21 protein-coding genes are annotated in these 25091 nt (G+C 72.7%); 16 read left to right on the top strand and 5 right to left on the bottom strand.

Features of this window, described 5'->3' with window-relative positions:
- Positions 1-9: 9 nt before the first annotated feature.
- Genes gndA through ACFUUZ_RS06895 form a run of 11 tightly spaced genes read left to right on the top strand, consistent with a single transcriptional unit; the run spans position 10 to position 11241 of the window.
- Entirely contained in the window at positions 10-1452 is a 1443-nt protein-coding gene (gndA, locus tag ACFUUZ_RS06945; RefSeq protein ID WP_378693344.1) for an NADP-dependent phosphogluconate dehydrogenase, read from the top strand.
- Between the two features lie 33 nt (positions 1453-1485).
- On the top strand, positions 1486-2061 hold the full coding sequence (locus ACFUUZ_RS06940; protein ID WP_378693342.1) for an NADPH-dependent FMN reductase: 576 nt from the start codon (positions 1486-1488) through the stop codon (positions 2059-2061).
- 55 nt (positions 2062-2116) lie between these two features.
- Positions 2117-3538 (top strand): DHA2 family efflux MFS transporter permease subunit, encoded by a 1422-nt coding sequence (locus ACFUUZ_RS06935; protein ID WP_378693340.1) that lies wholly within the window; start codon positions 2117-2119, stop codon positions 3536-3538.
- Positions 3535-4581: a protein kinase family protein gene (locus ACFUUZ_RS06930; RefSeq protein ID WP_378693338.1), complete on the top strand. Its 1047-nt coding sequence runs from the start codon at positions 3535-3537 to the stop codon at positions 4579-4581. Before ACFUUZ_RS06935 ends, ACFUUZ_RS06930 begins: the two co-directional genes overlap by 4 nt.
- Before the next feature lie 46 nt (positions 4582-4627).
- Positions 4628-5647 (top strand): fused (3R)-hydroxyacyl-ACP dehydratase subunits HadA/HadB, encoded by a 1020-nt coding sequence (locus ACFUUZ_RS06925; protein ID WP_378693336.1) that lies wholly within the window; start codon positions 4628-4630, stop codon positions 5645-5647.
- 58 nt (positions 5648-5705) lie between these two features.
- On the top strand, positions 5706-6704 hold the full coding sequence (locus ACFUUZ_RS06920; protein WP_378693335.1) for an alpha/beta hydrolase: 999 nt from the start codon (positions 5706-5708) through the stop codon (positions 6702-6704).
- A gap of 39 nt (positions 6705-6743) precedes the next feature.
- Complete coding sequence (locus ACFUUZ_RS06915; protein WP_378693412.1) at positions 6744-7643, top strand: ferritin-like domain-containing protein; 900 nt, start codon at positions 6744-6746, stop codon at positions 7641-7643.
- Positions 7640-9172, top strand: coding sequence for a flavin-containing monooxygenase (locus ACFUUZ_RS06910; protein WP_378693333.1), 1533 nt, complete (start codon positions 7640-7642; stop codon positions 9170-9172). Before ACFUUZ_RS06915 ends, ACFUUZ_RS06910 begins: the two co-directional genes overlap by 4 nt.
- A gap of 41 nt (positions 9173-9213) precedes the next feature.
- Positions 9214-9990: a MerR family transcriptional regulator gene (locus tag ACFUUZ_RS06905; RefSeq protein ID WP_378693332.1), complete on the top strand. Its 777-nt coding sequence runs from the start codon at positions 9214-9216 to the stop codon at positions 9988-9990.
- A gap of 31 nt (positions 9991-10021) precedes the next feature.
- Positions 10022-10570, top strand: coding sequence for an NADAR family protein (locus ACFUUZ_RS06900; protein ID WP_378693330.1), 549 nt, complete (start codon positions 10022-10024; stop codon positions 10568-10570).
- 17 nt (positions 10571-10587) lie between these two features.
- Positions 10588-11241 (top strand): GAD-like domain-containing protein, encoded by a 654-nt coding sequence (locus ACFUUZ_RS06895; protein WP_378693328.1) that lies wholly within the window; start codon positions 10588-10590, stop codon positions 11239-11241.
- A 21-nt stretch (positions 11242-11262) separates the two neighbouring features.
- Here ACFUUZ_RS06895 and ACFUUZ_RS06890 read toward each other — a convergent pair whose 3' ends face one another.
- From ACFUUZ_RS06890 to ACFUUZ_RS06880, 3 genes are read right to left on the bottom strand one after another with little or no spacing between them, the layout of a single operon-like run.
- A complete protein-coding gene (locus ACFUUZ_RS06890; RefSeq protein ID WP_378693327.1) occupies positions 11263-12546 on the bottom strand; it encodes a peptide synthase in 1284 nt (427 codons plus the stop codon).
- Entirely contained in the window at positions 12527-13963 is a 1437-nt protein-coding gene (locus tag ACFUUZ_RS06885; protein ID WP_378693325.1) for a condensation domain-containing protein, read from the bottom strand. The genes ACFUUZ_RS06890 and ACFUUZ_RS06885 overlap by 20 nt, the downstream gene beginning before the upstream one ends.
- On the bottom strand, positions 13960-15378 hold the full coding sequence (locus tag ACFUUZ_RS06880) for a condensation domain-containing protein (RefSeq protein WP_378693323.1): 1419 nt from the start codon (positions 15376-15378) through the stop codon (positions 13960-13962). Before ACFUUZ_RS06880 ends, ACFUUZ_RS06885 begins: the two co-directional genes overlap by 4 nt.
- Positions 15379-15821: 443 nt before the next feature.
- Between ACFUUZ_RS06880 and ACFUUZ_RS06875 the strand changes: the two genes are divergently transcribed.
- Entirely contained in the window at positions 15822-16787 is a 966-nt protein-coding gene (locus ACFUUZ_RS06875) for an ATP-binding cassette domain-containing protein (protein WP_378693321.1), read from the top strand.
- Positions 16784-17605, top strand: coding sequence for an ABC transporter permease (locus ACFUUZ_RS06870; RefSeq protein WP_378693319.1), 822 nt, complete (start codon positions 16784-16786; stop codon positions 17603-17605). The genes ACFUUZ_RS06875 and ACFUUZ_RS06870 overlap by 4 nt, the downstream gene beginning before the upstream one ends.
- Here the strand turns inward: ACFUUZ_RS06870 and ACFUUZ_RS06865 are convergent, their stop codons facing one another.
- Positions 17606-19762 carry a glycosyltransferase gene (locus ACFUUZ_RS06865; protein ID WP_378693317.1) on the bottom strand — a complete coding sequence of 719 codons (2157 nt, stop codon included), beginning with the start codon at positions 19760-19762 and terminating at the stop codon, positions 17606-17608.
- A 257-nt stretch (positions 19763-20019) separates the two neighbouring features.
- Between ACFUUZ_RS06865 and ACFUUZ_RS06860 the strand changes: the two genes are divergently transcribed.
- The 3 genes from ACFUUZ_RS06860 (at position 20020) to ACFUUZ_RS06850 (ending at position 23992) form a co-directional block, all read left to right on the top strand.
- Positions 20020-21291, top strand: a complete 1272-nt coding sequence (locus ACFUUZ_RS06860) for a glycosyltransferase (RefSeq protein WP_378693315.1) — start codon at positions 20020-20022, stop codon at positions 21289-21291.
- Complete coding sequence (locus ACFUUZ_RS06855; RefSeq protein WP_378693313.1) at positions 21288-22604, top strand: hypothetical protein; 1317 nt, start codon at positions 21288-21290, stop codon at positions 22602-22604. Before ACFUUZ_RS06860 ends, ACFUUZ_RS06855 begins: the two co-directional genes overlap by 4 nt.
- A gap of 122 nt (positions 22605-22726) precedes the next feature.
- Positions 22727-23992, top strand: a complete 1266-nt coding sequence (locus ACFUUZ_RS06850; protein WP_378693311.1) for a hypothetical protein — start codon at positions 22727-22729, stop codon at positions 23990-23992.
- 3 nt (positions 23993-23995) lie between these two features.
- Here the strand turns inward: ACFUUZ_RS06850 and ACFUUZ_RS06845 are convergent, their stop codons facing one another.
- A complete protein-coding gene (locus ACFUUZ_RS06845) occupies positions 23996-25072 on the bottom strand; it encodes an AraC family transcriptional regulator (RefSeq protein ID WP_378693309.1) in 1077 nt (358 codons plus the stop codon).
- Between the last annotated feature and the right edge of the window lie 19 nt (positions 25073-25091).

Genomic DNA, 25091 nt, shown 5'->3' with positions numbered 1-25091 from the left:
AGCTGGTTCATGACCAACCCCACCGCGCGCGCACAGATCGGGGTCACCGGCCTCGCGGTCATGGGCAGCAATATCGCCCGGAACTTCGCGCGGCACGGCTACACCGTCGCGCTGCACAACCGCAGCATCGCCAAGACCGACGCCCTGCTCGCCGAGCACTCCGGCGACGGCGACTTCGTGCGCACCGAGACCATCGCCGAGCTGATCGACGCCCTGGAGAAGCCGCGCCGGGTCCTCATCATGGTCAAGGCCGGCGATGCCACCGACGCCGTGATCGAGGAGCTCGCCGCGGCGATGGAGCCCGGCGACATCATCATCGACGGCGGCAACGCCCTCTACACCGACACCATCCGGCGCGAGGCGTCGCTGCGCGAGCGCGGCCTGAACTTCGTCGGCGCAGGTATCTCCGGCGGCGAGGAGGGCGCGCTGAACGGCCCCTCGATCATGCCCGGCGGCCCGGCCGAGTCCTACGAATCCCTCGGCCCGCTGCTGGAATCCATCGCCGCCCAGGTCGACGGCACCCCGTGCTGCACCCACATCGGCCCGGACGGGTCGGGGCACTTCGTGAAGATGGTGCACAACGGCATCGAATACGCCGACATGCAGCTCATCGGCGAGGCCTACCACCTGTTCCGCGACGCGCTCGGCTACGACGCCAAGCAGATCGCGGATGTGTTCACCCAGTGGAACACCGGCGACCTGGAGAGCTACCTCGTCGAGATCACCGCCGAGGTCCTGAACCAGGTCGACGCCAAGACCGGCAAAGCGCTCGTCGATGTCATCGTGGACGCCGCCGAGCAGAAGGGCACCGGCCGCTGGACCGTGAAAGCCGCCCTCGACCTGGGTATCCCGGTCACCGGGATCGCCGAGGCGGTCTTCGCCCGCGCCATCTCCGGCTCCCGCGCGCAGCGCAAGGCCGCCCAGGGGCTCGCCTCGGGCACGCTCGCCGACAAGCCCACCGACGCCGAGACCTTCACCGAGGACATCCGGCGCGCGCTGTACGCCTCCAAGGTGATCGCCTACGCCCAGGGCTTCGACCAGATCGCCGCAGGCAGCGCCGAATACGGCTGGAACCTCACCCCCGGCGACCTGGCCCGGATCTGGCGCGGCGGCTGCATCATCCGCGCCCGCTTCCTGAACCGGATCACCGAGGCCTACGACGAGAACCCCGAACTGCCCTCGCTGATCCTGGCCCCCTACTTCCGGGACGCCATCGAGACCGGCATCGACTCCTGGCGCCGCGTCGTCGCCACCGCGATCCAACTCGGAATCCCGGTGCCCGCCTTCGGCTCCTCCCTCGCCTACTACGACGCGCTGCGCGCCGAACGCCTGCCCGCCGCGCTCACCCAGGGCCAGCGCGACTTCTTCGGCGCGCACACCTACGAGCGCACCGACGCCGAGGGCAAGTTCCACACCCTGTGGAGCGGGGACCGGAGCGAAGTCTCCGCTTGACCTCAACAATGGTTGAGGAGTCACGGTGGAGCCATGAACTCCACCGTGACCGAACCATTGCAGATCGCCGTCGTCGTCGGCAGCACCAGGCCGGGCAGGCTCGGCCCGGCCGTGGCCGAGTGGTTCCTGGAGCGCGCCCGCGCACGCCATGAGCTGTCCCCCGCGGTCGTCGACGTCGGCGACACCGAGTTACCGCACGCCTTCGGCGCCCCCGCGCCCGCGCTGGCTCCGGCCGCGGCCGCGCTGGCCGCCGCCGACGCTTTCGTCGTCGTCACCCCGGAGTACAACCACAGCTACCCCGGCGCCCTGAAGAACCTCATCGACCTGCACTCGGCCGAGTGGCGCGCCAAGCCGGTCGCCTTCGTCAGCTACGGCGGCATCTCCGGCGGGCTGCGCGCGGTCGAGCACCTGCGCGGCGTCTTCGCCGAGCTGCACGCCGTCACCGTGCGGGACACGGTGAGCTTCCACAATCCGTGGGGCCGGGCCGACGGCGGCAGCCTCGCCGCCGACCCGGAGTCCGACGCCGCCGCGGGCACCCTGCTCGACCAGCTCACCTGGTGGGGCGAGGCGCTGCGCACCGCCCGCGCCCACCGCCCCTACGGCAGCTGAGGGCGCTCCCGTGACCGATACCCTCACGAAATCTGTTGCCGTCGACCGTAACCCGATGACCGTCGCGCTGGTCCTCGTGGTCGGCTCGATCATGGCGACGCTGGACCAGACCATCGTCAATGTCGCCATCCACCGGCTCTCCGTCGACTTCGACGCTCCCCTCGCCACCATCCAGTGGGTCGCCACCGGCTACGCGCTGGCGCTCGGCGCGGTGGTGCCCGCCTCGGCCTGGGCCATCGGGCGGTTCGGGGCCAAGCGGCTCTACCTGGTCGCGGTCCTGGTCTTCGCGCTCGGCTCGCTGCTGGCCGGGCTGGCCTGGGACATCGGCTCGCTCATCGCCTTCCGGGTGCTGCAGGGCGCGGGCGGCGGGCTGCTCATGCCGGTCGGCATGACGATCCTGCTGCGCGCCGCCGCGGCCACCCCGGAGCGGCTGGGTCGGTTGATGAGCACGCTGGGGCTGGCCATCCTGGTCGGGCCGCTCGCCGGGCCGGTGCTCGGCGGGTACCTGATCGACGAGGTCTCATGGCGCTGGATGTTCTTCGTGAACGTTCCGGTGGCCGCGCTGGTGGTGCTGCTCGCGATCCGGGTCTTCCCCGCCGACGTCGCCGAACCGCGCAAGCGGCTCGACCTGATCGGGCTCGCGCTCATGTCGCCGGGGTTGGCGCTGCTCATCTACGGCGTCACCGCCGCGGGCGAGCGCGGCGGCTTCGGCTCGGCCGCGGTGCTGGCGCCGCTGCTCGTCGGGGCGGCGCTGGTGGCGGCGTTCGGGTACCGCGGGTTCACCGCCGAGGATCCGCTGCTCGACCTGCGGGTGCTGCGCAACCGATCGGTGGCTGCGGCCGCGGCGGTGCTGGGGTTGTTCGCGGCCGGGTACTTCGGCTCGATGCTGTTGCTGCCGCTGTATTTCCAGGTGGTGCGCGGGGAGTCGGCGATGGTGGCGGGGGCGCTCGGCATTCCGTTCGCGCTGGCCTCCGGCGGGGCCATGCAGGTGGCGGGGCGGCTCATCGACCGGGTGCCGCCGGGGCGCTACCTGCCGGTATCCATCGGGGTCGGGCTGCTCGGCTTCCTGCTCTTCCGGGCACAGCTCGACGCGGATGCCTCCTACTGGGGGCTCTGCGCGGCCATGCTGCTCATGGGCGCGGGCGGCGGCGGGACGCTCATGCCCGCCATCACCACCGCCACCCGCGGCCTCGCGCCGGAGCAGCAGGCGGGCGGCACCACCACGGTGAACATGGTCAACACCGCCGCGCTCGCCATCGGCACGGCCGTCACCTCCGTTGTGCTCGCCGCGTTGCTCCCGGTCGAGGGCGGGTTGCAGGCGCTGCACCGCATGGGGCCGGACGAGCACGCCGAGCTGGCACCCGCGCTGGCGCAGGCTTTCCAGGACGCCTACCTGGTGGCTCCGGTCCTCATGGCGCTGGCCGTGATCCCCGCTCTGCTCCTGCCGCGGCGTCCCGTGGCACCGGGGTCGGCATGATGGACTCGGTGCGCCCGCACGCCTACAGCGCCGCGTCCGCGGCATTGGCATCGCACGGCAATCGTGCGCTGCGCGACCTCGTGGACGCAGCCACGCCGGTCGGCACCGGGATCGGTGGGAGATCGGCGCTGCTCGAGGTCGCGGGAATCCCGGTCTTCGTCAAGCGGGTGCCGCTCACCGATGTGGAGGCGCAGGTCCGGTCCACGGCGAACCTGTTCGACCTGCCGACGTTCTGCCACTACGGCGCGGGGCTGATCGGGTCACCGGGCTTCGGGGCCTGGCGCGAACTCGCCGTGCACACCATGGCGACGGACTGGGTACTAGCCGGGGAGTACGCGGGTTTCCCGCTGCTGTACCACTGGCGGGTCCTGCCGGACACGACGCCGCTGCCCGAGGAACTCGCCGACATCGACCGGGCCGTCGCCTACTGGGACGACCGTCCGCAGGTGCGCCGCCGGATCGAGGCTCTGCGCGACTCCGCGGCGAGCCTGACGCTGTTCCTGGAGTACATCCCGCAGAACCTGCACGAATGGCTCGGCGCTCGGATAGCCACCGACGGCCGCGCCTGCGTGATGGCGGAGCGGGAACTGGCCGCGGGCGCCGCGTTCCTGAACAGCCGCGGGCTGCTGCACTTCGACGCGCACTTCGAGAACATCCTGACCGACGGTCACCGCCTCTACTTCGCCGACTACGGCCTCGCGCTCAGCGCCGGGTTCGACCTATCACCGGCGGAGACAGCGTTCTTCGAGCGCAACCGGAGCTACGACCGCGCCTACATCGCGAGCTACCTGGCGAACTGGCTGGTCACCGCGGTGTACCAGCCGCAGCGGGAGGACCATGCCGCCCTGGTCCGCGCCTTCGCCGCGGGGAAGAGCCCGGAGGGCATTCCCGAGGAGACCGCGGCGGTCCTGCTCCGGAACGCTCCCGTCGCCGCGACGCTGTCACAGTTCTTCCGCGCCTTCCGGCAGGACAGCCGGGAGACCCCGTACCCGGACGGGGAGATTCGGCGCCTGCTGCCCGATCGACCATTCCGGGGAATGTGAGAGGGTGTCCGTTCACTCGTGAAATCGGTGCTCTCGGAGGAGAACTGTGGTGGAAGCGGCATTCGACGTGGCCGGGCTGGTGGGGTATCGCTACCGCGCGGACGACTTCTACGAGGTCGGGCGGGAGAAGATCCGCGAGTACGCGCGGGCGGTGCAGGACTACCACCCGGCGCACTGGAGCGAGGACGCCGCGGCCGAGCTCGGCTACCGGGGGCTGGTCGCGCCGACCACGTTCATCTCCACCGTCGCCATGCTCGCCAACCGCAGGCTGCTGGAGACGGTGCTGGCCGGGTACGACGTGATCGTGCAGACCGACCAGGTCTTCGAGATGTACAAGCCGGTGTGCACCGGCGACCGGCTGGTCAGCGACGTCGAGTTCGCCTCGGTGCGCCGGATCGGCGGCAAGGACCTGCTGACCATCACCAATACGTTCAGCGACCAGGCGGACGAGGTCGCGCAGGTCATGCATACCACCGTCGTCGGCCTCACCAGTGAGGACGTCGCGGGCGACATCAGCGCGACGATCGAGCGGGTCATCATGACCGGACTCGGCACGACCGGCACCGTGCCCGACGAGCAGCCGACGACCGAACCCGCGGTCGAGCGGCGCCGCTCGCCGGAGTCGCGCACCCGCGTGCCGCGCACCGCGGTCCGCCTGGCGGAGATCGCCGCCGGGGACGAGCTCCCCGCCCGCACCGTGCACCTGACCCGCGGCGACCTGGTGAACTACGCCGGGGTCTCCGGCGACGCGAACCCCATCCACTGGCACGACGGTATCGCCGCGCTGGCCGGGCTGCCGGACGTGATCGCGCACGGCATGCTCACCATGGGGCTCGGCGCGGGCTTCGTCACCGGCTGGCTCGGCGACCCCGGCGCGGTGCTCCGCTACGGGGTCCGGCTGTCGAACTACACGGTCATCGAGGCGCTCGAAGCCGGGACGGTGGAGTTCACCGGGCGGGTGAAGTCGGTCGACACCGAGGCCGGGACGGCGGTCGTCGTCATCGTCGCCAAGTCGGCGGGCCGCAAGATCTTCGGCCTCGCCACCGCCGAGGTCCGCCTCGCCTGACCACCTCTCCCCTATGTGCCATTGACAAATGGCACATAGGGGGCTGATGCTGTTGACCATGACAACCCCACGGTCAACGGTGACCTCGCGGGCCCGGCCGGTCCCCACCGCGGCATCGCTGCGCAGCAGGCTCGCGGCCGAGCTCTCCGCCCGCAGCCTGCGGCACCTGAACGGCGCGCTGCCGCTCAATGCCGCCGGGATCTTCGCGGGCAGGCAGATCATCGCCGGGGTGATGGCGGCGTTCGGGCCGGTCCTGCCGGGCACCGGGGTGCGGCGGGTGCGCGAGCCTGGCGTGCGCGGGGAGTGGGTGCGCGCCGCGGGCGTCGCCGACGGCCCGCGGGCCGTCTACTACATCCACGGCAGCGGCTACGTCATCTGCTCGGCGCGCACGCACCGCGGCCTGGCCTCGCGGATCTCCGCCGCGACCGGGCTCCCGGTCTTCGTGGTCGACTACCGGCTCGCGCCGGAGCACCGCTTCCCCGCCGCCGCCGACGACATCGCCGCCGGGTACACCTACCTGCTCGAATCCGGCTACCGGCCGGGCGATCTCGTGCTCGGCGGCGACTCGGCGGGCGGGCACCTCGCGCTCGACCTGGTGCTGCAGCTCGCCGAGCAGGGCGCGCCGCAGCCCGCGGGCGTCTTCTGCTACTCGCCGCTCATGGACCTGACCTTCGCGCTCGCCGAGGAGCGCGACCGCGCCCGACCCGACCCGATGGCCCCGGTCGCCACCGGGCGCCCCATGGTGGCGCTGTACACCGCGGGGCAGCAGGTCGATTCGCCGCGGCTGCGGCTCACGGCCAGGCAGGGGGCGGTGCTGCCGCCGGTCTTCGTGCAGGCGGCCGCCGAGGAGATGCTCGCGGGCGACGCCGAGTACCTGCACACCATGCTCACCGCCGCCGGGCAGCGCTGCGAACTGCAGCTGTGGCCCGGCCGCATCCACGTCTTCCAGGCGCTGCCGCTGCTGGTCCCCGAGGCCGGTGCCGCGCTGCACCACACCGCGACCTTCGTCGCCGCCGCCCTGGCCGAGGCCGACACCCCGGTCGCCAGGCCCGCCTGACCCCGCACCGACAGGAGAACCGTCGTGGACTTCGACACCATGCTCGCCAAGATCAAGGCCAAGCAGTGGGCGCTGGCCGAGTTCGACTGGGACGCACCCGGCGCCGAGCTCATCGACCCCGCCCTGCACGCCAAGCTCAAGCCCTTCATGGCCGACCTCATGTGGATCGAGAACGTCGGCGCGCGCGGCTTCGCCGCCATGGCCACCAAGGCGCCCACCGACACGCTCAAGCAGATCTACCGCTACTTCCACGCCGAGGAGCAGCGGCACGCCAATGCCGAGCTGGCGCTCATGCGGCGCTGGGGCATGCTCGACGGCGACGAGATCCCGGAGCCGAACATCAACGTCAAACTGGTGATCGACTTCCTGGACAAGCACGCCGACGAGATGTCGCTCTCCTTCCTCGGCACCGTCATCCCCATGCTGGAGGTGGCGCTGGACGGTGCGCTGATCAAGTTCGTCACCGACGAGATCGAGGACCCGGTGGCGCAGCAGGTCTTCAAGAAGATCAATGCCGACGAGTCCAGACACCTGGCCACCGACTACGCCGTCATGGAGCTGCTCGGGCACTCGGGCGCGCGCAAGCTCGCCATCGAACTGGTCGGCGGCTGGGCCAAGCCGTCGTTCATCGTCGGGGTGCTCAGCTACGTGCCGCTGCTCAACAAGATGCGCGACAACATCGTCGCCATGGGCGTCGACGAGGAGAAGCTGTACGCGGCCATGCGCAAGTTCAAGCAGGTCGGCGAGCGGATGCCGCAGGCGAACCGGGTGCCCATGTACCGGATCGTGAAGATGCACGGCGACTGGGTGATCGACCGCGGCCACCCCTACCACCTCTTCGCCGACGCCATGGTCAAGATCACCGCCCGCATCCCGGAGCGGTTCCTCGCCAAGCAGCCCAGCTGGTCGCAGGAGCTCACCTACGAGCCGGTCGCGTGAGCGGCGTGACGGCGCTGCCGGGGCGCGGCGGCTCCCCGCTGGACGCGGTGGTGATCGGCGCCGGGTTCGCGGGCATCGGCGCCGCGATCCGGCTGCGGCAGAAGGGCACCACGAACATCGCGGTGCTGGAGCGGGACACCAGGCTCGGCGGCACCTGGCGGGACAACACCTACCCCGGCGCCGCCTGCGACATCCCGTCCCGGCTCTACTCCTACAGCTTCGCGCCGAACCCGGACTGGTCGCAGACCTACTCCGGCAGCGCCGAGATCCTGCGCTACATCGAGCACATGGCCGACGAGTTCGGGGTGCGGCCGCTCATCCGCTTCGGCCACACCGTCACCGGGCTCACCTGGGACGAGGTCAGCGGGCTGTGGGAGGTCTCGCTCGCCGACCGGCACGCGCTGTGGGCGCGCAGCGTGGTGCTGGCGTCGGGACCGCTCGCCGAGCCCGGCTACCCGAACATCCCCGGGCTGGACCGGTTCGAGGGCACGGTGGTGCACAGCGCGCGCTGGGATCACGAGTACGACTTCACCGGCAAGCGGGTCGCGGTGGTCGGCACCGGCGCCAGCGCCGTGCAGATCGTGCCGGAGCTGGTGCGGCGGGCGGAGTCGGTGCGGGTCTTCCAGCGCACCGCGGGCTGGGTGCTGCCCCGGCTCAACCACCGGACCCCGCCGCTGCTGCGCGAGCTCTACCGGCAGGTTCCGGCGAGCGAGCGGCTGGCCAGGGAGACCTGGTTCTGGGGGCACGAGTCGGTGGCGCTCGGCGTGGTCTGGAACTCGCCGCTGACCAGGGTGGTGGAGACGGTGGCGCGGGCGCACCTGCGCAGCCAGGTGCGCGACCCGTGGCTGCGGCGTCAGCTCACCCCCGACTTCAGGGCCGGGTGCAAGCGGCTGCTCATGAGCAGCGAGTACTACCCGGCGCTGCAGCGACCGAACTGCAAGCTGGTCACCTGGCCGATCGCCGGGATCCACGCCAACGGCATCCGCACCGCCGAGGGGATCGAGCACCGGGCCGATTGCCTGGTTCTCGCCACCGGGTTCGAGGTATCCAAGCAGGGGACGCCGATCCCGGTGCGCGGACGCGGCGGCCGCGAGCTTGCGGCCGAGTGGAGCGGCGGCGCCTACGCGTACAAGAGCATCACGGTGGCCGGCTACCCGAACCTGTTCCTCACCTTCGGGCCGAATTCCGGGCCGGGGCACAACTCCGCGCTGGTCTACATGGAGGCGCAGCTCGAGTACCTCTCGGAGGCCATCGGCGAGCTGCTCCGCCGCGACCTGCGCGGGCTGGAGGTGCGCCGCGAGGTGCAGGACCGGTACAACGCCCGGCTGCAGCGCAGGCTCGCCGCGACCACCTGGAACTCCGGCTGCCGCAGCTGGTACCTGACCGAGGACGGCTTCAACGCCACCATGTACCCCGGCTTCGGCACCCAGTACGTGCGCGAGCTGGCGACCGTGGATCTGGACGACTACGTGCTCACCCCGCGGCAACCGGTTCGCGCCGCGCCCGGGATCGCGGTGCCGTTCGGCTAAGGTCGAGGCCGGGCAGCGGGGCGACGGAAGGACGGCGGGCGATGGCGGAGTACCGCATCGACGATCTCGCCAGGGCCGCGGGCACCACCTCCAGGAACGTGCGCGCGTACCAGGAGCGCGGCCTGCTGCCGACGCCCGCCCGGCGCAGCGGGCGCGCGCTCATCTACGACGACTCGCACCTGGCCCGGCTCAAGATCATCGACGCGCTGCTGCAGCGCGGCTTCACCACCGGGCACATCGCCGACTTCATCACCAGCTGGGAGACCGGCAAGGACCTCACCGAGATCCTCGGACTCCAGCACGCCGTCACCGCCACCTGGGGCAAGGCGGGCGACCCGGTGACGGTGCCGCGCGAACTCGTGCACGCCTTCCTCGGCGGCGACGAGGACCGCCCGGTCGCCGACCACGACCTGGACCGGCTCGCCGAGCTCGGGCTGGCCCGGATCGATGACGACCTGGTCGAGTTCACCCGCCCGGAGCTGCTGGAGACCTTCGCCGCCCTGCACGGGTACGGCTTCGACCTGCACCGCCTGGTCGACGTCTTCGCCGCCATGATGCCGAAGGTCGAGGAGATCGCCCGGCTCATGATCACCACCGCCGAGGAGCAGATCGTCGCGCAGAACGGGCCCGGCTGGCTCCCCGAGTCCGCCGCCGAGATCGCCGCGACCACGGCGCTGCTCGAGCACCTGCGCGAGCTCGGGATGAGCGTCGTGCAGAGCACCTTCGCCCAGGCTTTGGAGCAGGTGCTGCGTGCCGAGCTGGGGGCTTACCTGGAGGTGGCGGCCGGGAACCGGGTCGGGCGCGTGAATATCGAGTGACAGCCGCGGGTGGTGGCGGCACACTGCACGGATGCGATCGGTGCAGGAGTTGACCGCTGCCGTTGCGGCGGGCGAGCGGGTGAAGTACCTGAAGTTCTGGGGGCACCGCCCGCGCGCCGACGGCCGGATCGGCGCGAGCTGCCTGAGCCAGTGGTGGCCCGCCGCCTTCGACCTCGACGGGCGCACCTTCCCGACCGCCGAGCACTACATGATGTGGCGCAAGGCAACGCTTTTCGGCGCCGCCGAGGTGGCCGAGCAGGTACTCGCCGCCGGACACCCCAAGCAGGCCAAGGACCTCGGCCGCACGGTGCCCGGCTTCGACGAAGCGATCTGGGACGAGCACCGGTACGCCGTCGTGGTCGCGGGCAGCACCGCCAAGTTCGGCGCGCACCCGGAGCTGCGCGCCTACCTGCTCGGCACCGCCGATCGAGTGCTGGTGGAGGCGAGCCCGGTGGACCGGGTCTGGGGCATCGGCCTCGCCGCCGACGACCCGCGCTCCGACGACCCCGCGAGCTGGCGCGGGCTGAACCTGCTCGGGTTCGCGCTCATGGCGGCCAGGGCGGCGCTGCGGCATCGGTGACTGGCAGGATGCGGGCGGTGCGTATCGAACTGCTCGACCTGCTCGCCAGGCGCGGCGCACCGATCGACCCGATCCCGGTGCCGGAGAACTACTTCGCCGAGTACGCGGGGCGGCTCCCCGAACTCGTGCTCGACCTGTGGCGTGAGCTCGGGTTCAGTGGGCTCGGGAACGGGCTGCTGTGGTTCTGCGATCCCTATCGCTGGCAGCCGATCGTGGACGCCTGGCTGGCGAGCGTCGAGCTGCCCGCCGAGTACGCGGGCGATCAGATTCCGATACTCCGGACCGCCTACGGCAAGATCTACTGCTTCCGGCCCGGACTGGGACAGAAGATCGAGATCGAGCCGCTCCTCTCCGGCGTCCACCTGTTCCGGCCCGAAGTACTGGCCGGGCAGGAGTGGATCGGTAGGGGCATCACCGACCTCCTGACCTTCCCGGACGACCAGTTCCTGGTCGACGCCGACCACCCGACCGAGGGCGACGACCCGCAGGAGGACTTGTTCGAGCGGATCGTCGAGCGGCTGGGGCGCACCGCGCACGACACCGTCTACAGCTTCGCGCCGCGCATCCAGGAGGACGGCGCCCTGCGCGCCGAGCACGCGGTCATCGCCGACGCCGCCACCGAGCTGGCCGCCGTGCTCGCGCTCCAGGCGCCCGAGCTCACGCTGGACTGAACGGGCGGGCAGCGCCGGGGATCAGATGACCGTGAGCAGGCGGGCTCGCTCGGTCAGCGCCAGCGCGAGGTCGTCGGTGAGGCGGGCTATGGTGGCGCGCGCGGTCGCGGTGTCCGGGTATCTGATGCGCAGCGCCAGCCCGTGTTCCGTGCGCGAGAACCAGAACTGGGCATCGTCGGCCCGGCCCACCGCCGAGATATGCCTGGCATTGATCGCGTCGTGGTGCGCGGCGCCGGGCAGCGTGCGGTAGTCGATCCAGGACACCATGAAGACGTCGCCGCGGCGCAGCGCGAGCCCGCCGAGGTGCGGCAGCACGGTGCCGAGCGGCAGCGTGCCGAGCGGAATGGCGGCGCGCACGGCGGCGGCGGCTTCGCGGGTGGCCGCGGCGGGGTCGGGCAGGGCCGGGATCGACACCGGGACGTTGGTGGTGAACCAGCCGAGCGCGGCGCGCCAGCGCTCGTCGTGCCTGGTGTGCATGGGGAAGACCAGGCGCAGCCGGTCCGGGCCGCCGCCGAGGTGGACGGCGTGCGCCAGCGCGGCCAGCGCCCCGGCGAAGGGGCGGGCGCCGAGCTCGCGGCACCGGTCGTCGAAGTGGTCGGCCCCCGCGCCGTCGAGCAGCATGCGCAGCTCCACCGCCTGCGCGGCGGTCTCGCCCGGCGCGACCCCCAGATCCAGGGGGAACTCCGGCGGGCGCACCCCGTCGGAGCCGAAGAAGGAGCGCCACCCGTGCAGCCGCGGGTCGTCGGCGACCACCCGGAGCCGCGCCTGTTCGGCGCAGTGGTCGACGAAGTCGCCGGTGGGCGGCAGGGTCTCGCCCGCGTAGAGCCTGCGCAGGTCGTCGATGACGAGCGCGATGGAGTAGCCGTCCACGTGCGCGTGGTCGAAGGCGCAGAGCACCGTCGCCACATCCGGCCGGTCGATCACCCCGAGCAGGTAGGAGGGGTGGCCGAAGGCGCCGCAGCGCTCGTCCAGCAGCGCGGGCAGCGCCGCCACCGGCACGCCGGGCAGCCGGTGCAGCACCGCGGGCACCGGGTGCCGCAGCCGCGCAGGCCCCGGCTCGAACGAGCTGCGCAGCGTGCCGTGCCTGGCGATCAGGGCACGGTAGGCGGCGGCCAGCCGGGCGTGGTCGACCGGACCGGGCACGTCGAAGACCGCGGCGAGCCAGATGTTCCCGCCTCCGGCGAGGTGCACCGCCTGGTTGAACGAGGGCGGGATCGGCGAGGGCTCGCCGATCCCGGACTCCGGTCGGTACTCGACGAAGGTGCCGGGTGCGGGGGCGAAGCGGTCAGCGGTGGTGACCCGCACCGATCACCTCCCGCGGGCCGATCGCGCGATCACCGTCCGCGGCCACCGCGGCGAAGATCTCGCGCAGCCGCGCGTGGTAGGGCGCGAGCGCCGCCTGGGCGGCGGGGCTGCCCGGGCTCTGGCAGCCGAGGTAGAGGTGGTGTCGGTCGCGGTTGATCCAGAGCGAGGCATTGCCGGTCGCGCCCTCGCCGGTGAAGAGCTGCCCGTGCTCGTACTCCGGCGTGCCCGCGCCGGGGAAGCGGCGGAAGTCGATGTAGGAGAGCATGTTCGGGCTGGCCGCGACCTTGGCGGGGTCGGCGCCGGACATGAGCAGCGCGGTGATCACCGACTGCACCGGCGCCGCCGCCAGCCGCAGTGCGCGCTCGTAGCCCGCGTGCGCGTGCGCGAGCAGCTCGCGGAAGGTGCCCGCGGACCGCACCGGGAAGGCGACCGGCGCGAAGTTGCAGAACCAGCCCTGGGACAGCAGGTAGTTCCCGCGGTCCCTGGTGCTGGTGACGATCATGCCGTAGTAGTCGGGCTTGCCCGCGATCTCCAGGTCGGCCACGGCCACCGCGGCGAGCACCCCGGCGATGAAGCGGACGCCCTCGGCCTTGCACACCGCGTCGAAGGCGGCGGTGCCGTCGGCGTCGAGCAGGTCGAACTCGATCGGCCGCATGGGCGCGGTCTCGCCGGGGGCGAGCCCGAGGTCGACCGGGCAGCTGGGCAGCGCGCCGTCGTTGCGGCGCACGATCTCCAGCCACTCGGCGATCTCCGGACTCGCAGGCCCGAACTCCGCGGCGAGTTCGTGCTCCGCCGCGGCGTACTCCGGGAAGCCGCCGGTCGGGGTGCTGGTGAACGGGCCGAGTTCGGCGCCGCCCGCCTCGGCCCGATACAGCTCGAGCAGCTCGGGCAGCACCAGCGCCTGCGAGATCCCGTCGCTGAGCGCGTGATCGCAGCCGTAGTACAGGGTGAACGAACCCGGTCTGCGGATCGCGCCGACGACGAAGCCGGGGTACGAGGTCACGATCGCCTCGCGGGAGAAGCGGGCGAGCGCGTACTCCCGGAACGCGGCGCCGCCGACGGTCTCCCCCGCCGGGCGGGCTTCGAAGGCGACCGCTCGCTCCGGCACCCGCATCCTGGTGACGGCGCCGCCGTCGACCGCGAGCCAGGTGCGCAGCCCGCCGTGCCGCAGGGTGAATCGCTCGACGGCGCGGCTCATGGCCGCGGGGGCCAGCTCGCCCGGCACCTCGGTGGCGGTGGCCAGGTAGGCGTGGTGCTCGCGACCGGCCTGCTGCCCGGCCGCCACCCCGCGCACGTGGTTCTCCTGCAGGAACGAGGCGCGCCCCGGATCCTGCTCGGCCTCCGGCGACCCTACCGGGTGCCACTCGAAGACACTGCCCGCGGGCGGGTTCCAGTTCGCCAGTGCGGTGATGATCACCCGTGCACCGCCATGGCGGAGACCGGCAGCTCACCGGTGGTGGCGACGGCGCCGAGCAGCTGCGAGACGGTGTGGATGAAGCGGTGCACGTTGGCCGCCGCGACCTCGTTGCTCGGGAAGCGGGCGGAGATGGCGAGGCCGTCCGGCGAGCGCGCGATCCAGAAGTACACCTCGTCGTCGGAGGTCTCGCCGCTGCGCAGCGGGCGCACCGCCCAGCGGCGCCACTCGGCGGAGTCCGGGACGGCGCGCACATCCAGGTAGGAGACGACGAAGCGCGGGGTCGACCCGTTGCCGAGCAGGTGCGCGACCCGCGGGTACGGGTAGCGGGCCAGCGGGCGGGCCGCGCGCACCGCGGTGGCGGAGCGGTCCATGACGGCGTCGAAGCCGTCGGCGCCCTCGGTTTCGATCCGCACCGGCGCCAGCCCGACGTACCAGCCCATGGCGTGCACGTCGCCCGGCTGCTGCCTGGTGTGCATGGGCATGGCGAAGTCGAGGGTGCCGGTGCCCGCGAGCGTGCGGGTCGCCTCCGCGACGGTCGCGAGCACGCCGGTCTGCACCGAGTGGCCCGCGGCGCGGCAGCGCTGCTCGAAGGCGGCGGCCTTCTCGGCCGTGAGCGACCAGGCGGAGAGGCCGCTCTGGTGCCTGCCCGGCGTCGGCCTGCGCGGCGAGACGATGTCGAGCGGGAAGCTCGGGAACCGATCGCCGCAGCGGCGCAGGAACTCCCGCCAGCCGAGCACGGCCGGGTGCGCCGGGGTCAGCTCGTCGCCGAAGGCGCGCTCGACGCCGCCGTAGTCGACGCAGCTGTTCACCTCGGGCAGCACGGCGGGCTCGCCGGTGCGGACTTCGCGGTAGAGGCGCTGGATCTCGCTGATGGCGAGCATCATCGAGTACGCGTCCATGACCGAGTGGTCGGCGCCGAAGACCAGCAGGAAGCCATCGCCCTGGCGGGCGGGCACCGGGTCGGTGACGGTGGCGAGCAGGCAGTGCGGCCAGCGCGTCGGCGCCAGCCTGGCCTCGAAGAAGTCGGTGATGTGCTGGTAGACCCTGGTTCCGGTGCGCAGCGCGCCGACGTGGCGCGGCTCGACGTCGATCTCGTCCGCGCGGACGCTGAGCCGGTTCCACAGCGGGTCGCCGGCGCCGCCCGCGCGCACCGTGGTGTGGAAGGTCTCGTGCCGGGCGATCCAGCGCCGCAGCGTCTCCCGCAGCGCCTGCTCGTCGTAGCGGTCCGGGATCTCGAAGATGGTGCCGAGCCAGGAACCGGGCCCGGAATCGGCCTGTCTTCGGGCGCAGTGTTCCTCGTGGATCCAGCTCAGCGGCCGGTTGTCCGGACGCCACGGATCACCCGGTACCGCGGGCACCCATTCGGTGAGGGTGCCCGCGGGCAGCGGGTAGTCGGCAAGCTCGGTGAATTCCATCTGGACGGCGCCCCATTCATTTTGCTGACCGCAAGCTGACAACGACGAGAATGTACGTAAAAACCCTGTGTTTCGAAACTCGCTACTCCGCGGCCCCTGTGCCGGCCCAAGATCCGCACACCGTTGTCAGAGTAGGGGGAGCACCCTGGAACCCTCTCACCGACCCCGAGTGGCCTTCATCACCATCAATATTTTCGGACATACTGCCTGGTAGACGTTTCGAGCACCCACCGAGTGGCTATTGGCGGCTGTTCGAAAATTTCTTTTGTGTGAACTTGCGGTTTCACCCATCCGGGGTGGGTGGCGTATCGAATCACGGATTGCTCATCACATTGCTCCAGCCCGTAGCGGATCATATGCTGGCGCAGCGGTTCGCAGTGTCGCGAGCTATTTCGAGCAATGAAGTACTTTTATTCCGCGACTCGAGCGAACAGGGGGTAATCATGTCCGGGGACCCGGTTCCCGCCATCGAAACAACGGGGCTGTCCAAATCATTCGGCGCTTTCCGGGCCGTGGACGGCATCGACCTGACGGTCCCGGCCGGAAGTGTCTGTGCGGTGCTCGGCCCCAACGGCGCCGGGAAGACCACCACCGTGCGGATGATCGCGACGCTGCTCCGGCCGGACGCCGGTCGCGCGGCGGTCTTCGGCTACGACGTGGTGCGCGAGGCCACCGCCGTGCGGGCGCTGATCGGGCTCACCGGGCAGTACGCCTCGGTGGACGAGGATCTGACCGCACGGGAGAACCTGACCATCTTCGGCAGGCTGCTCGGCCGCTCCGGTCGGGAGGCGCAGCGCCGCGCCGACGACCTGCTCGACGAGTTCGGCCTCGTCGAGGCGGGAAACCGCGCGCTGAAACACTTCTCGGGCGGCATGCGGCGCCGCCTCGACCTGGCCGCGAGCCTGGTCGCCCGGCCGCCGCTGCTCTTCCTGGACGAGCCGACGACCGGACTCGATCCCCGAACCCGCGCGCAGATGTGGCAGACCGTCCGCGATCTGGTACGAGAGGGAACCACCGTCTTGCTGACGACGCAGTATCTGGACGAGGCCGATGAATTGGCCGACCGAATCGTGGTCATCGACCACGGCAGGCTGGTCGCCGACGGCACCGCCGACGAACTCAAGGCGGGCATCGGCACCGCCACCCTGACGCTGCGGGTCCCCGACCCCGACCTCACCGTCGCGATCGGCGTCGTGCACCGCTTCCTCGGCGATACCGCCGCGGTCTCGGCGGGCGAGGGCAGGCTGGCGGTGCCCGCGATGGACAACGCCAGACTGCCCGAGCTGCTGATCGCGCTGCGCGACAGCGACGTCGAGGTGCTGGAGGTGGCGCTGGCCAAACCCAGCCTGGACGAGGTCTTCTTCGCCATCACCGGCAGCAGGCGCGCGGGCGTCGCGGAGCCGGTGTGACCGCCGCGCCGCTCGCACCGGCGAGCATCGACGGGCGCCCGGTCGTCGCCACCCGCATCTCGGTGCGCGCCTCGGTCGACCACGCGCTGATCATGGCGCGCCGCGGGCTGCTCAAGATCAGACACAACCCGCAGGAGCTCTTCGACGTCATCGCGCTGCCGGTGGTCTTCGCGGTCATGTTCTCCAGCATCTTCGGCGGCGCCATCGCGGGCACCGTGACCGGCTACCTGCCGACGCTGATCCCCGGCGTCCTGGTCCAGGTGGCGGTGGCGGCCTCGGTCGGCACCGGCGTCAAGCTGCGTGAGGACATGAACAAGGGCGTCTTCGACCGGTTCCGCTCGCTGCCGATCGCGCGGATCGCGCCGCTGGCCGGGTCGCTGCTCGCCGACATGGTGCGCTACGCGGTGGCCGCGCTGATGACGGTCTCGGTCGGGCTGGTGATGGGGTACCGCCCGGCCAGCCTGGCCGGGCTGCTGGTGGCCTGCCTGCTGGTGATGGTGGTGGCCTTCGCGCTGAGCTGGATCTTCGCGCTGATGGGCGTCCTGATGGACAAGCCGTCGACGGTGCAGGGGGTCTCGATGCTGGTGCTGATGCCGCTGACCTTCGTCTCCAACGCGCTGGTCCCGGTGGACACCATGCCGGGCTGGATGCAGGCCTTCGCGCACGTGAACCCGGTCTCGCACCTGGTCTCCGCGGTGCGCAACCTGGCGGACACCGGCCGGGCGAGCAGCGAGATCGCGACCTCGCTGCTCGGCGCGGTGCTGGTGCTCGCGGTGATGGCCCCGCTCACCGTTCGGGTCTACATGCGCAAGGCCTGATCAGGGGGCGGGGCGGTCCTCGGTGCTGCGCAGCATGTTGCGCAGCCCGTAGGTCCCGGTGCGGCGGTCGTAGGCGCGGATGAGCAGCAGCCGCGCAGCGTGCAGGACCACGATGGACGGCACGTAGACGAACGCCGCGCCTGCCGCGAGCCCCCAGCGCCGGTGCAGCAGCAGGGTGCGCGGCAGGCAGGCCATGTACCGGACGAAGGCCGGGAGCCCGGTCTCCATCCGGCGCGGGGCGACCCCGACGGTCAGGTTGTTGAGGAAGGCGTTGCGGCCGCCGATCTCGGTGACGCAGAGCCCCATGTCGACATCCTCGAAGACGTCGCGCCGCATGGCGACCGACGCCCGGATGGCGGCCCAGGTCTCGGCGCGCAGGACCATGTTCGAGCCGTAGAGCACCGGGACCTGCTTGACGCCGTTCGGGTCCCGCTCGCGCAGCCGCTTCTTGGCCCGGCCCAGCCGGTCGCCGTAGGGCAGGCCGTACGCCTCGCCGCGCCCGCAGGCCGCCGCCCAGTGCCCGGCGGTGTCCGCGGCGAAGAACTCCACCACGGTGCGGGCCCAGTGCTCCGGAATCCTGGTGTCGGCGTCGATCCTGGCGAGCAGCGCGCCGGTGGCGGCGTCGAGCCCGCGGTTGCGCGCGTGCACCAGCCCCTGCGCCGCTTCCCGGACCAGCACGACCTGCGGGAAGCGCTCCGCGTAGCCGCGCACGATATCGGCGGTCTTGTCGGTCGAGTTGTTGTCGACCACCACGATCTCGGTGATCGCCCCGAGCTGGGCGGTGAGCCGGTCGAGACACTCGCCGATCACCTCCTCCTCGTTGTACGCCGGTACGACCACCGACAACGTGCCCGCCTGCACCGCATCCCCTCTCGATCGGCGAATGGCCGCCTCGGCCACCCGTTCGGCGATCCGCACCGCCCGCTCCGCCGCCGCCGCGGGCGGGATCAACGCCGCCGCCGCGCGCTCCGCGGCCGCGGCCCGCTCCGGGCGCAGCACCTCGACGAGCGCGGACTGTAGCCGCTGCGGCGTCAGCCCGGCGACCGGGATGGCCGTCCCGGCGCCGAGCGCCCGCAGCCTGCGCCCCCAGAGCGGCTGGTCGGCGCCGTGCCAGCAGACCAGCGCGGGCCGCCCGGCGCGCAGCCCGGCCGCCACCGTCCCGGCGCCGCCGTGGTGCACCAGCGCGACGCAGCGCGGCAGCACCGCGGCGTGGTCGACGCTGCGCAGCACCCGGATCCGGTCGCCGTGCGCCGCGAACTCGGCGGCCACGAGCCCGCCCCAGCCGGAGACCACCAGCACGCGCAACCCCAGCTCCGCGGTGACCACGGCGAGCGTGCGGGCGAATTCGGCGGGATCGGCGACCTTCATGCTGCCGAAGCCGACGTAGAGCGGCGCGGGACCGGCGGCCAGCCACGCGTCCAGGCCGTCGTCGCCGGTGCCGGGGTCGACCAGCGCGCGGGTCTCGGGAGCGAGCCCGAGGAAGCCGGTGAGCGGCCGGGCCGCACCCCACTCCGCCGTCAGACCGGGGAAGAGCAGCGGGTCGTAGGCCTGGATCTCCGGGACCCCGGTGCGCGCGATCCGGCCCGCCGCCGGGCCGACCGGCGCAGGCAGGTCGAGATCGGCCGCGAGCGTCCGCTCCGCGCCGCGGATTCCGAGCCAGAGCAGCTGCTCCAGCCCCGCCCAGCTCGCCCGGTGCACCCCCGCGGGGAGCCAGGCCGCGGGCAGCAGCGAGACCACCCCGTTGCGGCGCAGCGGGCAGTAGTGGACCGGTAGGTATGGGATGCCGAGCGCGGTGGCGACGTTCAGCGCCCGCTCCTGCCCGGCACTGCCGCCGATCAGCACGTCGGCGCCGTCGGCGAGCGCGGCCAGCTCGCGCTGCGTGCGCCTGCCGTCGCGCAGCGTGAGCTCCGCGATCGCCCGCAGCCGGGTCCGCGGATTCGCGGACTTGAGCTGCCGTCCCACCAGTTCCGAGCCGAGCAGCGCGCCGGTGTCCGGGCCGAAGGGGTGCGTCTCCAGCCCGGCGCCGCGGCCGAACTCGACCAGGTTGGGCGGGACCGCGAGCCGCACCGCGTGGCCCGCGCGGGCCAGCGCGGCGCCGAGCGCCACCGCGGGCTGGACATCGCCCCGGCTCCCGGAGAACGCGAGCACGAAAGTCATCGAAGGCCCTCCTGGCACCTCGGAACCGGGACGGAAGAACCGTCAGCGTAACCAGGGGTCCGACGGGCGGGCGCGGCGGGAACAGATCCCGGTGCGCCTTCTCACAGCCACCCATACCGGCCGGGAGGCGGCGCGAATCTCCTGTTTTCCGAGCTCGCCCCCGGCTCGCATGGCGCCCGTCACATCCGCCCAACCGCGCAACGCCCCCGCAACGAATACCCCCTACAGTGCGGTCGATCCGACAGCAGGGAGATCCGGTGAAGTTTCTGCTCGCGTTCAACGGGACCCGCGGCGACGTCCAGCCCGCCGTTGTGGCCGGTGCGGAGCTGCAGCGGCGCGGGCACGACGTGGTGCTCGGGGTCCCGCCCAACCTGGTCGAGTTCGCCGCGGCGGCCGGGTTGGAGACGCGCCCCTTCGGCTACGACACCAGGGCGCACATGAACTCCGAACCGGTGCGGGCCGCGCTGCGCGGCGGCGGCCCGAGGCAGCGGCTGCGCGCCTTCGCCGAGGTGCGCGACCTGGGGTGGGCCCAGGCCGTGCGGGACATGGGCACGCTCGCCGCGGGCGCGGACGCCATCGTCACCGGCTTCGTCACCGAGCAGATCGGGCTCGCCTACGCCGATGCGCGCGGAATCCCCGCGATCCTGCTCCAGCACGCCCCCATCCGACCGAACCGCAGCACCTTCCCGGTTCCCGGCGTCTCGCCCACGCTGCCCGGCCCGGCGAAGGCCGCGGGCTGGTGGGCCGCCGAGACCGCCATGTGGGCGCTGACGCGCAACCGGCAGAACGCACTGCGCCGCGCGCTCGGCGCCCCCGGCCGCGCCCCCCGATCTCCCCGCGCCACCGCCGAGATCCAGGTGTACGACCCCGCGCTCTGCCCCGAGCTGACGCGCGAGTGGGCGGCCACGAACCGCCCCTTCACCGGCTTCCTCGCGCTCGCCGCCGAGCAGCGCGCCCGGATCGGCACCGATACCGGCCCCGAGCTGCTGGAGTGGATCGAGCGCGGCGACCCGCCGCTCTTCGTCGGCTTCGGCAGCATGCCGATCGCCGATCCGGCCGCCACCGTCGCCGCGGTGGCCGCCGCCTGCGCGCACTTCGGGGTCAGGGCGCTGGTCAGCGGGGGCTGGCACGAGCTCCCGGTCGCCGCCACCGAGACGATCCGCCCGGTCGGCGCCGTCGACCACGAACTGATCTTCCCGCGCTGCCGGGCGGTGCTGCACCACGGCGGCGCGGGCACGACGGCGGCGGCGCTGCGCGCCGGAGTGCCGAGCCTGGTCGCCTGGATCGGCTCCGACCAGCCGTTCTGGGGGTCGGTGCTGGAGCGGTTCGGCGCGGGCGCCGCGACCAGGGCCGAGGGGCTCACCACCGGGAACCTCATCGACAAGCTGCGCATCGTCCTCGCCCCCGAGACCGCGGCGGGCGCCAGGGCGCTCGGTGCCCGGCTGCTCGCCCCCGACGAGGCCCGCACCCGCTGCGCCGACGCGCTCGAGGCGAGCCTGTCCCGCACGGCGGCGGGAGCCCGCGCATGAGGACGCTGCGCGCGGCCAGGATGCAGCCGGAGGACAGCACCTACTGGTTCGTCCGCGAGGCCTTCGGCTGGTCGGTGGTGCTACAGCTGGTCTGGCACTTCCCGCGCGTGCCCGAGCAGGAGGCGCTGCGCAGCTTCGCCGCGGGGCTCGCCGACGGCGTGCTCTCCCGCCGCATCATCGTGCCGCGCGCTCCGCTGGCGCGGCCGCGCTGGCAGCACGAACCGCACCCCGCCGTGCTGCTGACCGACCCGGGCACCGTCCCCGCCGACACCGTCGAGGCGTGGGCCTGCGCCGAACTCGACACCGCCCCGCTCGATCCCGAGCGCGGCCCGACCTGGCGGCTGCGCGGCACCGAGCTCGACGACGGCGGCTACGCGCTCTCACTCACCACCCTGCACCTGGTCGCCGACGGCCGCACCATGGTCACCGCCGCGCTCGACGCGCTGGCCGGAACCGCCGCCGACCCGCTGCACCGCCGCCCCGAGCCGCGCGGGCTCGCCGACACCGTCGACGGCATCGGCGTGCTCGGCGCCGCAGGCCGCGGCGTCGCCCGCGCGGCGGCCGCCGCCACCCGAACCCGGTCCACCGCACCGGAGATCGTGCGCGACCGGATCCCGGCGCACCTGCGCGCCCCGCTGGCCCGCCCCGCCTGGACCACCGTCACCGTCGGCGCCGAACCCTGGGAGAAGGCGGCCCGCGCGCACGGCGGCACCCCGAACACGCTCTTCGTCGCGGTGCTCGCGGGCGCCCTGCGCGCCGCGGGCTACACCGGCATGCTCAAACTCGGCATCCCCGTGAGCACCCGCGCCGAGGACGGCGACGAGCGCGCCAACGCCACCGCCGGGGTCTCGGTGCCGCTGGCGGGCGACCCCGCCCCCGGCGACGACCTCACCGCGCTGCGCCGCGCCTGCAAGGAGGCCTTCACCCGGCTCGCGGCCGGAAACCGCACGCCGATGGTGCATCTCACCCCGCTGCTCGGGCTGCTGCCGACCAAGGCCGTGGTGAAGGCGGTCAGCTCCGGCTCCGGCATGCCGGACGCCGTCGCCTCCAACCTCGGCGATTTCCCGGCCGAGCTGGCCGATATCGGCGGCGTCATCGCGAGCGCCGTCGCCTTCCGCGGCACCGCGCAGGGCGTCGACCCCGCGCTCCCCTACCGCTTCGGCGACGGGGTGCAGTCCTGGCTGCTGCGCACCGGCGACGGAATCACCTTCTCGGTCGCGGCATTCGACGAGCAACACTTCTCCGACGGCACCCTGCGCACCCTGCTCGGGGCCGAACTCGACCGCTGGGGCGTCCCCCACCGACTGTGGTGAACCGCCCCGATCCGGGCTCGACCGGCCGAGATGCATTCCCGCCGCAGAGCCACTACCCTGCGGGAATGGACCGTGTTGCCGGAGCAGACGAGTCATACCTCCTCGCCGAACGGCTTTTCGGGATGTCGGCGCCGATCCAGTACGCCTGGATCTTCCCCGCCGAGCCCGACCCCGCCGCGCTGGCCGGATTCGGAGACCAGCTGGCCGCCGGGCTACTGAGCCGCAAGGTGGTTCCCGCGGTGGTGCCGTTCGCCAGACACCGCTGGGTGCGCTCGCCGCACCCGCCGGTGCTGCGGGTCGAGCCGGAGCCGGTGCCGGACGCCGAGATCGGCGCCTGGGCCGACCGCACCCTGCGCACCGCCGACCTCGACCCCGCCGCGGGCCGCGGCTGGCAGCTCGTCGGCACCCACACGGTATCCGGGAAATTCGTGCTCTCCCTGCTCATCTCGCACATGGTCACCGACGGCCAGGGGCTCTACAACGCCTTCGCCGCCGCGCACGCGGGCACCTCCGTGAGCGGGCTGCCCACCGAGGACGAGGTGCGCGGCTGGCCGAGGGTCCGCGCCGACCTGAAGGATTCGCGCACCGCGCTCGCCGAGGCGGCCGCCTCGGCGCGGGTGATCGGCACCGAGCTGTGGCGGCAGCGCAAGGCCCCGAAGCAGGCCGCCGCGCCGAAGGCGCCGCCGCGCTCCGGCACCGCGGAGTCCGGCTCCACCCTGGCCATCGTCGACGTCGACCGGCATGCCTGGACCGCGGCCGCCACCGCCGCGGGCGGCACCGGCGCCAGCCTGTTCACCGCGCTGCTCGGCGGCCTCGTTCGTCGCTCCGGCTACCCGCTCGCCCCCGACGGGCTGCTCAAGGTCTGCATCGCCGTGAGCAACCGGGAGGACGGCGACGACCGCGCCAATGCCTCCGGCGGCGTCTGGATCCGGGTACCCGGCGAGATCGGCCCCGAGACCGGGCTCGCCGAGATCCGCGCGCTCAGCAAGCAGGCCTTCATCGAGTACCGGAACCGCGACGACAAGCTCACCGAGAACCTGCAGCCCGTGGTCCGGCTGCTGCCCAAGGCGGTCGTCCGCACGCTCATGCGCGCCGTCCCCGGCCCGGACACCACCGTCTCCAACCTCGGCTCCGCACCGGACAGCGCGTTGGAGATCGGCGGGCAGCGCGCCGAGTCCTTCGCCATCCGCGCCATCATGCAGGGCCAGTCCGCCGCCGAGCGGCGCAGGCAGGGACCTGGCATCGCGGCGTGGGCGGTCGAGTACGACGACAAGATCACGCTCACCTTCTTCGGCATCGACCCGGACCACTTCGGCGATGCCGAGCAGCTGCGCAAGGCGATCGCCACCGAGCTGGACTCCTGGGGTCTCGCAGGCACGCACTGGTGAGGGTCAGCGCAGCCGGTGCCGCCGGGCGGCGAACTCCGCCCGGCGCCGCGCCGGGGTGGTGCCGGTCCAGCGCTTGTAGGCGTGGATGAAGCTCGCCGCCTCGGCGTAGCCGAGCCGCACCGCGATCTCCTCCACCGAGTCCGCGGTCTCGGCGAGCAGCCGGTCCGCGGTGGCGTGCCTGGCCTGATCCAGCAGCACCCGGTAGCTGGTCCCGGCCGCGGCCAGGCGGCGGCGCAGTGTGCGCGGACTGATATTGGCCCGCGCCGCCAGATCCTCGAACGAGGGCGCCCCGCCACCGGGCCCGGCCAGCCTGGCCCTGAGCTCGCGGGCCAGCGCGGCGGTGTGCGGGTCGCGACGCCGGGCCAGCAGCGCCCGGCACTGCTCCACGCAGCGCGCGTGCGTCTCGGCGTCGGCGTGCGGCAGCGGCCGGTCCAATACCGCGACCGGGAAGTCCACCGAGCTGCCCGGCTGGTCGAAGTGCAGCGGGCGGCCCATGAGCCGCTCCAGCGCCGCCGCGTGCGGCGGCTCCGGAAAGGAGAGCCGGACCGCGGTCGGCAACTCCGCCGCACCCGCCATCTCCGCGATCACCGAGAACCCGGCCAGCAGGTCCCGCTCGATCACCAGCGGGCGCACGTCCTCCGGGATGCCGTGGTCGAGGTAGTGCACCCGGAGCAGCTCGCCGTCGATCTCCAACCGCGCCCCGCCGAAGCTGTAGCTGAGCTCCCAGAACTCCACCGCGACCCGCAGCGCCGCCCCGACCGTCGCGCTGGACAGACACGCGTAGCCGTACACCCCGAGCGTGCTCACCCCGTAGTAGCGGCCCAGCGTCAACCCCAGCGCGGGCGGGTCGCCGAGCCCGGCGGCCAGGTTGCGCAGCGCCGTCAGCTCCTGCCTGGCCGAGACCACCGAGTCCGGGCCGAGCAGCTCCGGCGTTCGCACCCCGGTGCCCGCGAGCACGGCGGCGGGCGAAAGGCCGCGCTCCAGCGCGAACTCGACGATGATGGCGATACCGAGCCCGGGCCGCGGGATCTCGTGGGCGAGCACCTCGGTCGCCCGGTACCGCGCTCTTCCGGTCGGCATGGATGGCAACCCTAGCGAC

This window comes from Nocardia sp. NPDC057353 (assembly GCF_042667085.1).
In the GTDB taxonomy this organism is placed as follows: domain Bacteria; phylum Actinomycetota; class Actinomycetes; order Mycobacteriales; family Mycobacteriaceae; genus Nocardia.
The sequence above is the reverse complement of the archived record's forward strand: the minus strand, read 5'-3'. Positions and strand labels throughout refer to the sequence as shown.